The organism is Myxococcus sp. NMCA1, assembly GCF_026810205.1.
GTDB classification, from domain to species: domain Bacteria; phylum Myxococcota; class Myxococcia; order Myxococcales; family Myxococcaceae; genus Myxococcus; species Myxococcus xanthus_A.
Genome location: NZ_CP113950.1, coordinates 2,627,462 through 2,641,222 on the forward strand (window position 1 = coordinate 2,627,462; position 13,761 = coordinate 2,641,222).

General features: G+C 67.0%; 8 protein-coding genes. 3 read left to right on the plus strand and 5 right to left on the minus strand.

The features are described 5' to 3' along the window. The first annotated feature begins 59 nt into the window (after positions 1-59). Both OZ403_RS11465 and OZ403_RS11470 read left to right on the plus strand, forming a co-directional pair. A complete protein-coding gene (locus tag OZ403_RS11465) occupies positions 60-308 on the plus strand; it encodes a hypothetical protein (protein ID WP_268784207.1) in 249 nt (82 codons plus the stop codon). A 76-nt stretch (positions 309-384) separates the two neighbouring features. Beyond that, complete coding sequence (locus OZ403_RS11470) at positions 385-2,853, plus strand: helicase-related protein (protein WP_268784208.1); 2,469 nt, start codon at positions 385-387, stop codon at positions 2,851-2,853. A gap of 139 nt (positions 2,854-2,992) precedes the next feature. Here OZ403_RS11470 and OZ403_RS11475 read toward each other — a convergent pair whose 3' ends face one another. The 5 genes from OZ403_RS11475 to OZ403_RS11495 form a co-directional block, all read right to left on the minus strand. Next, positions 2,993-4,513: a Vgb family protein gene (locus OZ403_RS11475; RefSeq protein ID WP_268784209.1), complete on the minus strand. Its 1,521-nt coding sequence runs from the start codon at positions 4,511-4,513 to the stop codon at positions 2,993-2,995. 490 nt (positions 4,514-5,003) lie between these two features. Next, positions 5,004-5,732: a class I SAM-dependent methyltransferase gene (locus tag OZ403_RS11480; protein WP_140789451.1), complete on the minus strand. Its 729-nt coding sequence runs from the start codon at positions 5,730-5,732 to the stop codon at positions 5,004-5,006. 81 nt (positions 5,733-5,813) lie between these two features. Continuing rightward, on the minus strand, positions 5,814-7,988 hold the full coding sequence (locus OZ403_RS11485) for a methyl-accepting chemotaxis protein (RefSeq protein WP_328285522.1): 2,175 nt from the start codon (positions 7,986-7,988) through the stop codon (positions 5,814-5,816). 229 nt (positions 7,989-8,217) lie between these two features. Next, a complete protein-coding gene (locus OZ403_RS11490) occupies positions 8,218-9,444 on the minus strand; it encodes a methyltransferase (RefSeq protein WP_268784211.1) in 1,227 nt (408 codons plus the stop codon). 99 nt (positions 9,445-9,543) lie between these two features. Further along, on the minus strand, positions 9,544-10,899 hold the full coding sequence (locus OZ403_RS11495) for an FAD-binding oxidoreductase (protein ID WP_268784212.1): 1,356 nt from the start codon (positions 10,897-10,899) through the stop codon (positions 9,544-9,546). Between the two features lie 444 nt (positions 10,900-11,343). On the opposite strand from OZ403_RS11495, the gene OZ403_RS11500 reads away from it, so the two are divergent. Beyond that, positions 11,344-13,680, plus strand: a complete 2,337-nt coding sequence (locus OZ403_RS11500; RefSeq protein WP_268784213.1) for a TonB-dependent receptor — start codon at positions 11,344-11,346, stop codon at positions 13,678-13,680. The last annotated feature ends 81 nt before the right edge of the window (positions 13,681-13,761 follow it).

The window sequence follows — 13,761 nt, forward strand, 5'->3', positions numbered from 1 at the left end:
TCAGCGGCGCGTCCGCTGACGCGTTCCGCGGGGGGCGTGACGTGTCAGGAATCCTCGTCATGGTGGGTTCGTACGACGGCAGCGGGAATCCGCTGTCCGGCTCCATTCAGGCCCGGGGGACGGCGGCGGCGCCCACCCGCTTCGGCCCCGAGGATGCAACGGCGACCAAGGGCCATTGGGCGGGCTTCCAGTTCAGCAGGGATGCCGACTCCACGCTGGAGCACATCACCATCACCGCCTTCACCGAGGCCTCCCGCCAGAACGTCTTCGCCAGCAACGACGTTGGCACGCAGTGCAACAACCCGTAGGCCCCGCTGGACTGGGAAGGGGCCCCGCCGCCGCTGGAGCCGGGCGGAGGGGCCCGCCCAAGGTTAGAATCCGCGGATGAACTCCAGCCCATCCAGCCGGTCGTCCGTCGTCGTGGCGGAGCTGGGGCCCACGAACACGGGGAAGACCCACCGAGCCATCGAGCGCATGCTCGAGCACGGTTCGGGCATCATGGGGTTGCCGCTCCGCCTGCTCGCCCGTGAAGTCTATGACCGGGTGACCGCTCGGGTGGGTGAGGGCCGCGTGGCGCTGATGACGGGGGAGGAGAAGCGCGTGCCCCCGCGCCCCGACTACTGGATTTGCACCGTCGAGGCGATGCCGACCGACAAGTCCGTCGACTTCCTCGCGGTGGATGAAATCCAGCTGGCTGCTCACCGTGAACGCGGACATGTCTTCACGGATCGGCTTCTCCATGCCCGGGGACGCAAGGAGACCTGGTTCCTGGGCGCGGACACGATGCGGCCCATGGTCCAGACGCTCATCCCCCATGCGTCGGTGAAGCGCGCCACCCGTCTGTCGCAGCTTCGGTATGCGGGGCATCGCTCCCTGAAGAGCCTCCCGCCTCGGTCGGCGGTGGTCGCGTTCTCCGCGGACCGCGTCTACGAGCTGGCCGAGTCGCTGCGGCGCCTCCGAGGCGGCGTGGCCGTGGTGCTGGGCGCGCTGTCTCCCCGGACGCGCAACGCCCAGGTGGCGATGTACCAGTCTGGAGAGGTGCAGTACCTGGTGGCCACGGATGCCATTGGCATGGGGCTGAACCTGGACCTCAACCACGTGGCCTTCGCCGCGCTGTCCAAGTTCGACGGCGCTGACCAGCGGGAGCTCTACCCGGACGAATTGGCACAGATCGCGGGCCGTGCCGGCCGCCACTTGAACGACGGGAGTTTCGGCACGCTGAACACGTTGCCGGAGCTGCCGCCGCGGGTGGTCTCCGCCATCGAGACGCACCGCTTCCCGGCGGTCCGGAGCCTCATCTGGCGCAATGCCTCGCTCGACTTCGCGAGCCCGGAGGCCCTGCTGGATTCACTGGCGCGCGCGCCGGGCCACAGTGCCTTCATCCGGGTGGAGCGCGCGGATGACTTCGATGCGCTGAAGGACCTCTCGCGTGTTCCAGCCATCCAGGACCTGGCCACCGGGCCGGCCATGGTGGAGCTGCTGTGGCAGGTCTGCCAGATACCCGACTTCCGCAAGGGGCTCTTCGGCCAGCATGTCGCGTTGCTGCGTGAGACGTTCCTGCAACTCACCGCCGGGGACGGAAAGCTGGACGCCGTCTGGCTGAACAAGCAGGTGGCGCCGCTCGACGACGTGTCCGGAGACATCCACACGCTGATGGACCGGCTGGCGGCCATCCGCATCTGGACGTACATCAGTCATCGGCCGGGCTGGCTGCATGAGGCGGAGCACTGGCAGGAGCGGACCCGCGGCATCGAGGATGCGCTGGGGGACGCGCTCCATGAACGGCTCGTCGAGCGCTTCGTGCAGCGTGCCGCGAGGCGCAGCACGCGTCGCTTTGTGAAGGCCACCGCGCGGCCGTCGTCCGGTTCGGCCAGTCCCTTCGCCAAGCTGGGGCAGATGCTGGAGGTGATGCCGGGCGCCGAGGGCTTCGCGATAACGGAGGAGCAGTTCGTCCAGCGGGTGGTGGACGCGAGCCATGACGCCTTCCAGGTGGATGCGACTGGCGCCATCTCCTTCGAAGGCGAGCCCCTGGCACGCCTCGTTCGCGGGACGGACCGCCGCTCCCCTTTGCTGGCACTGGCGGAGCCGGAGGTCTGGACGGGCGGCGCGCGGCAGCGGCTGGAGCGGCGTCTGCTGGCGCTGGCTCGGGACCTCGTCACCGAGGCCATGGGCGGCTTTCCCGCCGAGTCCTTCTCCGGAGCGGGGCGGAACGCGGCGGCGCGTGGGCTCGCGTATCGCCTGTCCGAAGGGCTGGGCGTGATTACGCAGGGCGAGGCGCATGAGCAGTGGCGGCTGTTGGATGAGGAGGCTCGTGCGCGCATGAAGGAGCAAGGCGTCTGCGAAGGACACCGCTTCGTCTACGCCGCCGAGGCCCTCAGCCCGCATGCGCTGGAGCGGCGCTGCATGCTGACGTCGCTGTTCCTCCAGCGGCCATGCCCCACCGGGGTGCCACGAGAACCCGTGCTTCAACTCTCCGAGTTGGACCGCCGGGACGCACGTGCCTATGGGTACGAGGTGCTCGGGAGCGTGGTTCTGCGCATCGACATCGTCGAGCGGCTGTGCGAGGCCCTGCGCCACCCGCACGGGGGCCGGCAGGTGCAGGTGCTCATGCAGGAGCTCCGCCTGGAGGGGGGTATCCGGGCTCGGGTGCTGCGCGAGCTGGGAGGCGCCACTGGAAACCCTCCGCCGCGTCGGCGCCGTCGCCGACGTGGCGGCTCCGCGCAAGTGTCCGGCACGAGCGCCGCTCACCCAGGTTCGCCTCGGAGCGGGGCCTCGGAGCGGGAGCGACGGCGGCCCCGGGAGGGGGCGGTCCGGAATGCCACGGAGTTTCGAGACGAACCCTCGGAGTCATGAGGCGCTGGCGCACCCGTCTGCGTCGGAGCTCCTCGCCTGAGGGGACGGCTCGCGCAGGTGCTCGGCGACTGGACGTCCGCCGAGCCGGGAGTGAGTCTCTACTACCCCGACCCCGCCAGCCTTCGAGCGCTGGTGGCGCTCAGTTCGCTTCGTGCCCGTGCGGCTTGTTTCGCTTCGAGGGCATGAACGTCAGGGTGGCCGCGTTGGCGCCAGTTCCAGCGGGTACGAAGACGTCAATGAAGTTCCCCGTCTTCCCGCTGAAGCGCAACACCGTGGCCGGGAGGAAGTCCGGGATGTACAGGTTGCCGTCGGGACCGAACTCCATGTCCACGAAATCAGTCAGGCCACCGCTCCCCGACTCGACGAAGACGTCGATGAAGGCGCCCGTCTTGGCGTTGAAGCGCAGGACGTCATCTCCGGCCGTGGTGCCAACGTAGAGCTTGTGGTCCTTGCCAATGGCAATCGTCACCGCGTCGATGTCCGGGATGAAGATGGCACCGGGCTGTCCGGCCGCGGGGAAGGGCGCGCCATTCTCGTCGTAGCGCACCACGTTGTTGCCGATGATGCTGACGACGAACAAGTTCCCCTTCTTGTCGAACGCCATCTTCTGGGGAACGAGCAGTCCGCCGCCCGAAGCGAACACGTCGATGAAGGCGCCTGTCGTCCCGTCGTAGCGCAGCACGCTGTTGGTGCCGCCAAAGCTGTCGGCGACATACAGGTTGCCATCAGGACCGAAGATGAGGCCGCCGGGGAAGCCCAGCCCGCCACTGCCCACGGGCACGAAGATGTCGATGAAGGCGCCCGTCTTCCCGTTGAAGCGCAGCACCTCCCTGCTGGCGAAGCTGGCGATGTAGAGGTTGCCGTCAGGGCCGTAGACGAGCTCCTGCGGGTTGTTGAGTCCGGCGGCGCCAGGCGGGATGAAGACGCCCACGAAGGCTCCCGTCTTCCCGTCGTAGCGCAGCACGCTGCTGTTCACGTTGTTGCTGACCAGCAGGTCGCCTACCTTCTTCTTCCGGACCTTCACCTTCACCGAATCCAGGCCCCACTGTTCGTTGGCCTCGCCTCGAGGCGGGTCCGCGAAGCGGAGTGTCAGCCGGTCTCCGGTGTGCCTGAAAGTGAAGGACAGGGGATAGATGGCATCCCCGCGGCTGCCGTAGCCGGACTCGTCGCGGTACCCGAGCTTGCCCTTCATCGATGCGCCGGTGAGGCCCGGGTAGCTGCCTTGGAGGTAGGGCTTCGGGTACGACTGTCTGTAGCGTGCGTCGAACGGCGCGTCGTCATTGGAGAAGGTGGCATCCAGCAGGACGGGACCGCCGTCCACGCTCGCGACCCAACGGTCGGGCCCCTTCGTCGTGTCGTTACCGTCCCACGACTTGAGGACGAACAGCTCCAGTTGGACCTCGACCTCGTCATGGTCCGGCAGGTCGGCCAGGCTGAGCGTGACTTCCTGCTCGTTGAAGGGCCCCAGGAACTTTCGCTCTCCCTTCGGCGTCCGGGACACGGTGCGGTGGCTCCACTCGGGGCCCGCCCCTTCTCCGAAGTTCTCTGAATAGACTTTCTTCTCCGGGGCCTTCCACTGCGCTTCGACGCTTTCCTGTTCGACGGACTCCGACTCCGCCTGCTCCCCGAAGCTGTCTGCCTGCTCGTCGGGTCCTCCCATGCACCCAACCAACCACCACGCCGCGAGTGCTGCACAACCCAGCCGCCAACCCTTCATGAGCTGCCTCCCCTTTGACGCGAGCCCAGGGTGAGGACACGGAGGGAGGGCTGCCATTGACTGGGAGGGTTCCACGCGTCCGTGCACAGGACGCTTCAATGCCCGGCAATCCGGAGCCGGAGCTCCGGGATGGGCCGCTCATGCGCGGGGAGGGCCAGACAGGGGCTCGGGCGCCGGGCCTGGCGACAAGCTTCAATGCGCTGGCATGGATGCCAATGCTCAGTCTCTCGCCGAGGCGGTCTTGGTGCTCCGGCCCCGGCTCATGCGAACGGCTCGTTGCGCCCACTGGCAAGAGAAGGAATGCCAAAGAGGAAAACGAGACGAAGCAGCACAGGCTGCTTCAAGCCTACCCCCATCATTTCCGTGGCGGCCACATGACATTTCGCCAGGGCAGGGCGCTACTGGGGGGCTGGGTGGACGTCGCCGCGTTTGTCTAACGCCGCGCGGACACGAGCAACATCATGGGGCGCTCCCGCTCCTCGGCCAATTCCGGCTGGGCGGAGAGCTGCGCCTCGGTCGGACCCCATTCGTTGACCTGGCGCAGACTGAAACCGGTGTGAATCAGGGCGTTCAACAAGGTGCCCAGCGTGCGGTGGTACTTGATGACGCCCTTGGCGAGCCAGTCCGTGGTGCGGGGCCCCTCGGCCTGGTAGCCATTGAGGGGCCATGTCTTCTGGCCTTGTTCATCCACCCGCCAGCCCGGGTGGGTGGGAGCCATGTAGATGGGATGCTCGATGGAGAAGACCAGCGCGCCACCCGGAACCAGGGTGGCGTGCACCTTCGCGAGCAGGCACGGCAGGTCTTCGATGTAGTGAAAGGCCAGGGAGCTGTAGACGAGGTCGAAGCTGACTCGAGGAAGTTCCACCGTCTCCAGGTCTGCCTGGGTGTAGACGATGTCGCGGGTGGACGTCAGCTGCCGGGCCCGTTCCAGCATTCGCGCCGAGACGTCGAGCCCGTGAACCTGCAGTGCCCCTTGTTCCCGGGCCCACCGGCTGAACCAGCCGTAGCCGCAGCCGAGGTCCATCACCCGGAGGCCCCGCAGCTCGGGCAGCATCGCCCGCAGCGCGGGCCATTCCGGTGCACCTGCGAGCCCTTCCATCGAGCGCCGCAGCTGGCTGTAGCCTTCGAAGAAGCCGGGGTCGTCGTAGATGTTCTGCGCCATGCTGGCTTTTGAGCACCCTTGGCGCGGGCCTGCAACCGGTGCGCTCCCATCCGTCACGGCGCGGACGTCACGGGACGCGGCTCAGTCATCGAGCGTTCCCGCCTGGAGCGCGATGCGGGCCGTGCCCGCCATGTTCTCCGCCAGCGCCTGCACCGAGCCCGACACCTTCTGAGTCTCCTCGACGGTGCGCAGCGTGTGCCGCATCTGGGCGGACAGGTCTTGAATGGCCTGGGCAATCTGGGAGGTGCCCGTGTCCTGCTGCGCCACCGCCGCGGAAATCTGCCGCACGCTGGTGCCGGTGTCGTCGATGATGCCCGTGAGTCGCTGGAGCTGGGTGCCGGAGACGCGCACCGCGTCCAGGCTCGCCTTCACTCGCTGCTCTCCTTGTTCACTCATCTTCGCGGCCTCACGCATGCTCAGGCTCACGCCGTCGAGCACCTCGCGGATGCGATGGGTCGCCAGAATGGACTGGTCGGCGAGGCTGCGGACCTCTCGCGACACGACGCCAAAGCCCCGGCCGTGCTCCCCGCTGCGCGCGGCCTCGATGGCGGCGTTGATGGCCAGCATGTTGGACTGGTCCGCAAGCCCCTTCACGGTGTCCACGATGCTGGAGATTTCGCGGGTGCGTGCGTCCAGCGCGAGGATGCGGCTCGACATCTCGGAGACCTCCTGGCGGATGGCTTCCAGGTTGGTGAGCGTGCGGGTGATGGCCGCGCCGCCATCGCGCCCCGCCTCCTCGGCGGTTTCGATGGAGCCCGCGAGCCGCCGCGCCTTGTCCGCCGTCACCAGGGAGCCCTGCCGGATTTCCTGGACCGTCTGCTCCGCCTCGCGGAGCGCCGCGGCCTGCCGGCTGACACCCGCCGTCTGCACCTCACTGGACGTGCGCAGTTGTTGCGCCACCGCGGCCAGCTCGCCAGCGCCGCTCCCCATGTCCTGGGCGAGCCGCTTCACTTCATGACGACGCTCCTCGAGCTGGCGCGTGTGCGACGCGAGCGCGCGCACCACCAGCACCGAGCGGCGCACGACGATGCCCACCAATGAGAGCGTGAGCGCCAGGAAACCCCAGTGCATGAGCGAGTCCGTGGCCTCCACCAGCCCGAACACCGGCAGCGTGGTGTGGATGACGACACCGAAGAACACGCCCAGGCCAATGGAGAAGAGTCGCGCGTCGGGGTTGCCCCGCCACGCCGAGATGCCCGCGACGATGACGCACCCGAGCAGGCAAGGCACCGAGTAGAGGACGAAGATGCCAAGGTTCCGCTGCGCCATGCCCAGGTCGGCCATCACGATGATGACTTGAAGGGAGGCCGGCACGCACGCGGCCCAGGCACTCAAGCGGAACCAGCGCATCCGGTTCTCCAGGACGCTGTCGGAGATGAACCAGGCGAGCGCGGGCAGGATGCAGTGCGAGCCCACCAGCGTGAGCTGGCTCCCCAGCAGATAGCCGCCCCAGAGCGCGGGAATCAGGCCGCTCGTGCCCAGAAGCAGGGCCGCCGAGCCGCTCGTGAAGATGACGAGCGGTAGGAGCATCTGCGTCTGGCGCCGTACCAGGGCACCCAAGGCGGCGGCACTGGCGATGGTGAGCAGCAGCATGCCCATGACGAAGGGCGCCAGCCCCGTGCGCGTCACCGTCGCGAGCAGTTGATGGTGTGCCCCCACCCGGGCCGCGCCTCCCACGCCGATGATTGGACCGCTGCCCTGGATTCGCAGCAGCAGGCGCGCGCCTTCCACCGTGGGGGGCAGGGGAACGAGCCGCCACGCGAGGTTGTCCGTCTCCTCCGTGCCCGAGGGATTCAGCCGCCCGCTCGAATGGACGCGGTGGCCGTTGGCGTAGACCTCGAAGGCGTTGGCTACCGTGCCCAGGTAGAGCGCGGGCTCCAGCCACTGCCCCTGCGGGACGGGGATGCTCAGCCAGAGGAAGGTGTTCGCTCCCCGGCCCGGCGGCTCGCGGAGGGCCGCCACGGGCTGCCACGCCTGCTCATCCCCTGACTCCAGTGCCCAGGCTGGTACATCGGCGGGGCCCGGCGGTGAGTCTCCCCAGCGGTATCGCCAGCCCTGATTCAAGTCGATGCTGGGCCGTCCTGTGTCCGCCCACGCGGAGGTGGAGAGTATCAGGAGGAACGGCAGCACCCAGCACCACGACGTGCGTCGTGAAGACATGCATGCGCCGGCAGGTGAAACAGGTGAAACACCGGGGACTGCGTGAATCGCCGGCGCGTGAGTCGGAATGCGGATGTGACGCATGGATGCGTCCATCCTCAGGTGCGGGAGACGCCCCTGTAAAATGGGTCTGCTTCACCCCGCCCGGCCGCTCGAACTCTGCCCGTATGTGTTTCATCGACAGGCGGTGAGACTTGGGTTCGGGATTACCTGGTTTTTGTGTTTCGCGGGCTTCGTCAGCAAGGCAAAGTTCCGTGGGGATGCCGGACGGCGCGGCGCGTGTATCACTGCGCCGCCCGGCTGGGAGCCCTGGGGCCGCGAAGACTCAGCGCGAGCCGCGCTTGACGCGGCCCACCGACCATTCAATGAGCTTCCGGGCCTGACGGTGAAGGGCCGTCTGTTTGAGGGCGCCGTTGAGCTGATCGGCGAGCTGGTGTCGCAGGGGCGGGGTGGCGATGTGCTCTTCCAGTTCCCGGATGCGCTGGGCCTGCTCCTGGAGTTTCCGCTCGTCCGCGGAGACGCGCTGTTCCAGTTCGTGGAGGCGTTGGGCCTGGGCCGGGTTCGACGTCTCGTTGATGAGGTGTCGAACCGGAGGCGGCGAAGGCCGGCGGGCGATGAGGTCGGCGTTGTCACCCTTGCGAAGAACGAAGTTCAGCGTGTTCCGGGTGAGGGCCTTGGGTACGCGAGCGCCGCTCTTCTCCACGTATAGACGCAGCACCTCTTCGTCGAGTGTGACGGGGAACATGTCGAGCACTTCTGGCTCGAAGCCCGTCCCCACCAGCAAGGGGTCGATGTCCCCCAGCGCCAGCTCGAGCTCATGGTGGCTGACGCCCAGGCCCCATCGGGTCAGCAGCATGGGGGCATCTTCGGCGGACGCCTGGGCCATCGAATCTCGGAAGTTCTCGCGGGGGGAACGTGAGGCATACGGCCACCCGAGTTCAGGCGGCAGGAAGTGGAAGAACGGCATCAGGGACGTGTGCGCGTCGAAGTACACGAGCCGGTTGGGCGTATCCACGACGACGAGCAGTCCTCCGGGACGCAGCAGGTCCCATCCGGTGCGGAGCGTCTCCAGTCGCTCGGCGGGCGTCTGATGTTCGAGCACCGCGTACAGTACGAAGATGTCGGCGCCCCCGGGGTTCTCCTGCCTCAGCTGTTCCAGCAACTTCGCGGGCTCCACGACGCGCGTGTCGACGTTGCGCAATCCCAGGGCCTTCATGCGGCTTTGGGCCGCGCGCACGGAGGGCGCGTGGATGTCGTATCCCGTGACGTGGCGGGCAACCTGGGCAAAGGCCGCCGTGCTGGAGCCCGTGCCACAGCCCAGCTCGACGACGTTCGCCTTGCCCAGCTTCGTGTATCGCGCGAGCCAGGGCAGTACGTGGTCGACGCACCGGTTGTAGCGGCCATCCACATGGTCCGCGATGTCCGACTGGCCCGCCGGCGTCTTCAGGAAGCCCACATCGAAGTCCGCGAAGTAGGATTGCAGCAGGGCCTCGCGCACGTTCGCCAGGAGCGTGGGGTCCTCCATCCTGTAAGCCTCGAAGCCCGTCGCCATGCCTCAGTCTCCTCGCGGTTGGTGGTGGAGCGAACTGCGGGCACGGAAGGTACCAACCGAGGCCGCTCCGAGCGAGCAAGGGCGCGTGCGAATGGTGGCTTAATGGCGAAGCGGCGTGCCGGTGCTGGGGCGGATGTTCTGATTCACGCGGAAAAGGTTGGTCGGGTCATAGCGGTCCTTTACTTCCACCAGCCTTGCGTAGTTGTCTTGGTACGTCGCCTGTACGCGTTCCTGGCCCTCGTCCATGAGGAAGTTCACGTAGGCGCCGCCCGCGGAGTAGGGATGCAGGGCTTCCCAATACTCCTTCGTCCAGGTGGTGATGTCCCCGGCCTTGTCAGGAGATGGGTCCACTCCGACGATGACCTCCGCCCACCGCGCGTCCCGGAAGCTGAAGGCGGTGTCGCCTGGTGCCGCCCGGTGTGCCGCTCCGTCGATGGGATAGAGGTGCATGGTGGAGTGCATCGTGGGCAGGCGGTGGGCGAACGCCACGTGCCGGGAGATGGCTTCATCCCCCAGCTCCCGCACGAAGTCCGCGCGCCAGTACCATTGGAGGCCCGGCGGATAGAGCGCATCGAACATGCTCTGCAGCGCGGGGTAGGGCATGGTCTGCACGCCGTCGAGCGCGGGGGCCATGGCGCGCACGGGCGCGAAGAGCGTGTCGGCTTGAGCCGGGTCTCCGGTGTAGCACCACACCACCGCGCACATCTTCTGCAAGTGCAGGTGGGGCGGGAAGGGCGCCGCGGGCGGGACGACCATGAAGGCGAAGAAGCCGGTGAGTGTCTCGGGCGCGGTGGGGATGAACTCGCGGTACCACCGCATCACCTCCTCGGCGCGTTCCAGGGGCCAGAGCGTCGGACCTCCCAGGATGGTGTCCACCGGGTGGGCCTGGAAGAGGAAGGACGTGACGACGCCGAAGTTGCCGCCGCCGCCGCGCACGGCCCAGAACAGGTCCGGGTGCTGCTCGGCGTTCGCGGTGACGAAGCGCCCGTCCGCCAGCACCATGTCCACGGCGAGCAGGCTGTCGATGGTGAGGCCGTAGCGGCGTGAGAGGTGGCCCAGGCCGCCACCCAGGGTGAGGCCACCCACGCCCGTGGTGGAGATGATTCCCGAGGGAACGGCGAGCCCGAACGCGTGCGTGGCATGGTCCACTTCGCCCCAGACGCTTCCTCCCGCGACACGCACGGTGCCCGATTCGGGGGCGACCCGGACGCCGCGCATGAGCGACAGGTCGACGACGAGCCCCCCGTCGCAGGTGCCCAGGCCAGCACCGTTGTGCCCACCCCCACGGACCGCGAGCATGAGGCCGTGCTCTCGTGCGAACTCCACCGCCGCGAGGACGTCCGCCACGTCGGCGCATCGGGCAATCAACGACGGCCGCTTGTGAATCATGGCGTTGTAGACGCGGCAGTGCTCCTCGTAGTCCGCGTCCCCGGGGCGCACGAGCCGACCGCGCAAGCGGGCCCGTAGCTGCTCGACCCGGCCTGGAGGCAGCCCGGGCGATCGTCCTTCGCCTGTTCGCGCAGGCTCACTTCGAGGGTCCAGGGGCATGGCTTTCTCCTCCGTGGGGCCGTGATGGGAGAGGCCCCCTACAGCCAAGCTAGGGACGGTCGGCGAGCGCGAAGGCGCGTTCACGGCAGGTGGGCGGGAGGGGGCGCCCAGGCACGCGTTGGCGGAGGGACGAGGACGTGGCGCTTGGCAGGCCCGATAGGGGAGAGGGGGCAGACCAGGAGCTTCGTCTTCCTTCGTAGCCACAGGGTTTGAGTTCGAGGTCTGGGGGGCCCTACTCCCGGATGGTTGTCTGGTGATGGCTATGTCCAGAGCGGCAGCGCGGGATGGAGATTGTCAATCCAAGGGCAAGTCGCCGTGCCATGCTGGCTTGAAAGGGAGGGTGCTGCCATCATGGGCATGAGGGGGATTCAGCGGCTTGCGGGTGTCATCCTGGCCGCGGCGTTGTCCATGGGGGCTGCGGAGAGACCTCGGGCTGCCATTGTCGGAACAGTCTTTGATTCCGAATGGGAACACCCTCTTCCAGGCGTCAGCGTGACGGCAAATTCATCTACGGCGCCGGGAGAGATACGGACGGAGACGGATGCCGCTGGCGCCTATCGCTTGGATGGAGTTCCGCCTGGGACCTATTCGATTCGGTTCGAGCAGGAGAAGTACACGGCCCATTCTCAGGAGCGCTTGGAGGTCGCTGAGGGCTCGACCCTGCGTGTCGATGTCGGGCTGAGTGAAAAAGCGCCCACCTTCCACGTGCGCTGCGGGGGAATCTCCAGCGATCTGGCTCACACCCCCAGGTCATATACCGCACCGCGTGTGGTTGTAGGCCTGCCGGTGGGCAGGCCGCGAGGCGGGAGCGGAGGACTGCGCGCCGCGGAGAGTCTTGCTGAACTCAGTCCTGTCACGCTGCTTGACGCATCTGGCTTCGCCATCCGGGGAGCCTCTGCATCCGAGAACGGCTATCTGCTGGAGGGCTTCTCCACCCGAGATGCCGTCACGGGATTGAACCTGGTGCCCCTCAGCATGGAGTTCGTTTCCCTCGTGACGGTGCATGCGGGAGGCTCCATGCCGGACCAGGGACGTGCGAACGGTGGTGTCATCGAGGCTCGATTGCCGACAGGGTGCACCCGCATCTCCGGCTCCGCCTTTGCTTCCTGGACCCCAGGCGGGCTGGAGGGGCCGCGTGAATCCATTCCGAACGCGGGTTCGGTGGGCACCAGCCGGAATGGGCTCAAGAACCTGGGAGACTTCGGCATAACCCTGGGCGGTCCGCTCGTGCGGAATCGTCTCTCGTTCTTCGCGGGCGTTGTGCCGACGCTCAGTCGCAACGGGCGGCGCGATGACCTGACGGACCACCGTGGAATCCAGGCGGTGGGCCGGCTGACGTACCATGTCGCTCCTGGTCATGATGCGTCACTGCTCGTCCTCGCCACGCCTTCGTTGGTACGAGGGACGGATACTGCCGACCGACCTTGGGAGTTCGACAGTGAGACGGTCCTGGGGATGTTCGATTACAACGGCATGTTCCTGGACAATCATCTGCTCCTTTCCTTCAAGGCGGGATGGCTGAATCACAAAGCCGTCAGCCGCGTATCGACTGGCGATGCGCGGCGAGCGCAGCGCCGCTTTCACGCGAAGACCGAGGGATATTACTTGCTGCACGCCGTGGGGACTCACGTGTTCAAGGCGAGTATTGACGCGGAGCACTCCATGCACGACTCGGTACATCCGGTCGCATCCCGTGCGGCAAGCACAGTCTTGGGGGGATTCGTGCAGGACACATGGACCGTGAGTCACTTGCTCACGCTTCAAGGCGGCGCTCGCTATGATGTGCAGTCCCTGTGGGAGGGATTGAACGGGCGCCGGGCGCTCACGACCTACCTGCTCTCACCGAGGGCTGGCGTGGTCATCAATCCACGGCCGATGTATCACTCGCAGCTCTTCGCATCCTTCGCGAAGTACCACGACTTGGTGCCGCTCGGGCTCATGGATGCAGAATCGGGCCAAGGCGTCACCTTCGATCCCAACCTCGTCCCGACGTCCTCTCGTGAGGTCATCGTGGGGGCTTCGCATGAGTTTCGTCCAACGCAAAACGGAAATCTCTGGTTTCAGTTGGCTGCGCATTACGCTCGGCGTCGGCTTGATGCCGCGCTGGCGTCCCTCGACAACCCAGACGATGCGGGTGTGCTGATTGGCAATCCGGGTGTCGGGCTCGCAGCGGCGCTTCCGAGGGCTGTTCGTACTTATGATGCCGTGACAGTGTCGGTACAGCCGAATTTCCATTGGATGCGCACCCAATTCAGCTACACATGGTCGAGATTGCACGGAAACCAGACCGAGCCACTCGGCGCCGATGCAGGGCGCCCCTTGGCCCGGCAGCAGTTGCTTCCGGCGGACCGCACTCATTCCATCAAGGCCACCGGTATCCGTGGTTTCGATCTGGCTCGTAAGCTTCTCCTGCTCACAGGGGTTTCCTACCAGGGCGCATCTGGAACGCCACGGGATGACTTGGGGACCCGGAATCGTTGGGTCCACGTCCTCGATGCCCACGTGGACTTGAAGTATCAAGTATCGAGGTTCGAGTCGGTGTCCTTCGAACTTGCTGCACTCAACCTGTTGAATACGCAGCCGGGGGCGTGGTTGGGAGAGGGGCGCTCGGTGGAGTCTGACGGGGTGCCCCCCTTGTATGTCCTGCCGCCGCTACAGGTGCGGTTCGGAGTGCGCTACGCGTTCTGACGTCGCTGCCCTGTCCGCCCATGCGCGTAGGCTGAATGTCGATAGAGGTGTCCTCGATGAGCGCGCCCGCCGTGCCGTTCG

What these genes read in the sequence shown, in the direction of transcription:
- OZ403_RS11490 (WP_268784211.1), bottom strand. Translation starts at nt 9,444, where the DNA reads ATGGCGACGGGCTTCGAGGCTTACAGGATGGAGGACCCCACGCTCCTG.
- OZ403_RS11470 (WP_268784208.1), top strand. Translation starts at nt 385, where the DNA reads ATGAACTCCAGCCCATCCAGCCGGTCGTCCGTCGTCGTGGCGGAGCTG.
- OZ403_RS11475 (WP_268784209.1), bottom strand. Translation starts at nt 4,513, where the DNA reads ATGGGAGGACCCGACGAGCAGGCAGACAGCTTCGGGGAGCAGGCGGAG.
- OZ403_RS11485 (WP_328285522.1), bottom strand. Translation starts at nt 7,988, where the DNA reads ATGGACGCATCCATGCGTCACATCCGCATTCCGACTCACGCGCCGGCG.
- OZ403_RS11465 (WP_268784207.1), top strand. Translation starts at nt 60, where the DNA reads ATGGTGGGTTCGTACGACGGCAGCGGGAATCCGCTGTCCGGCTCCATT.
- OZ403_RS11500 (WP_268784213.1), top strand. Translation starts at nt 11,344, where the DNA reads ATGGGCATGAGGGGGATTCAGCGGCTTGCGGGTGTCATCCTGGCCGCG.
- OZ403_RS11480 (WP_140789451.1), bottom strand. Translation starts at nt 5,732, where the DNA reads ATGGCGCAGAACATCTACGACGACCCCGGCTTCTTCGAAGGCTACAGC.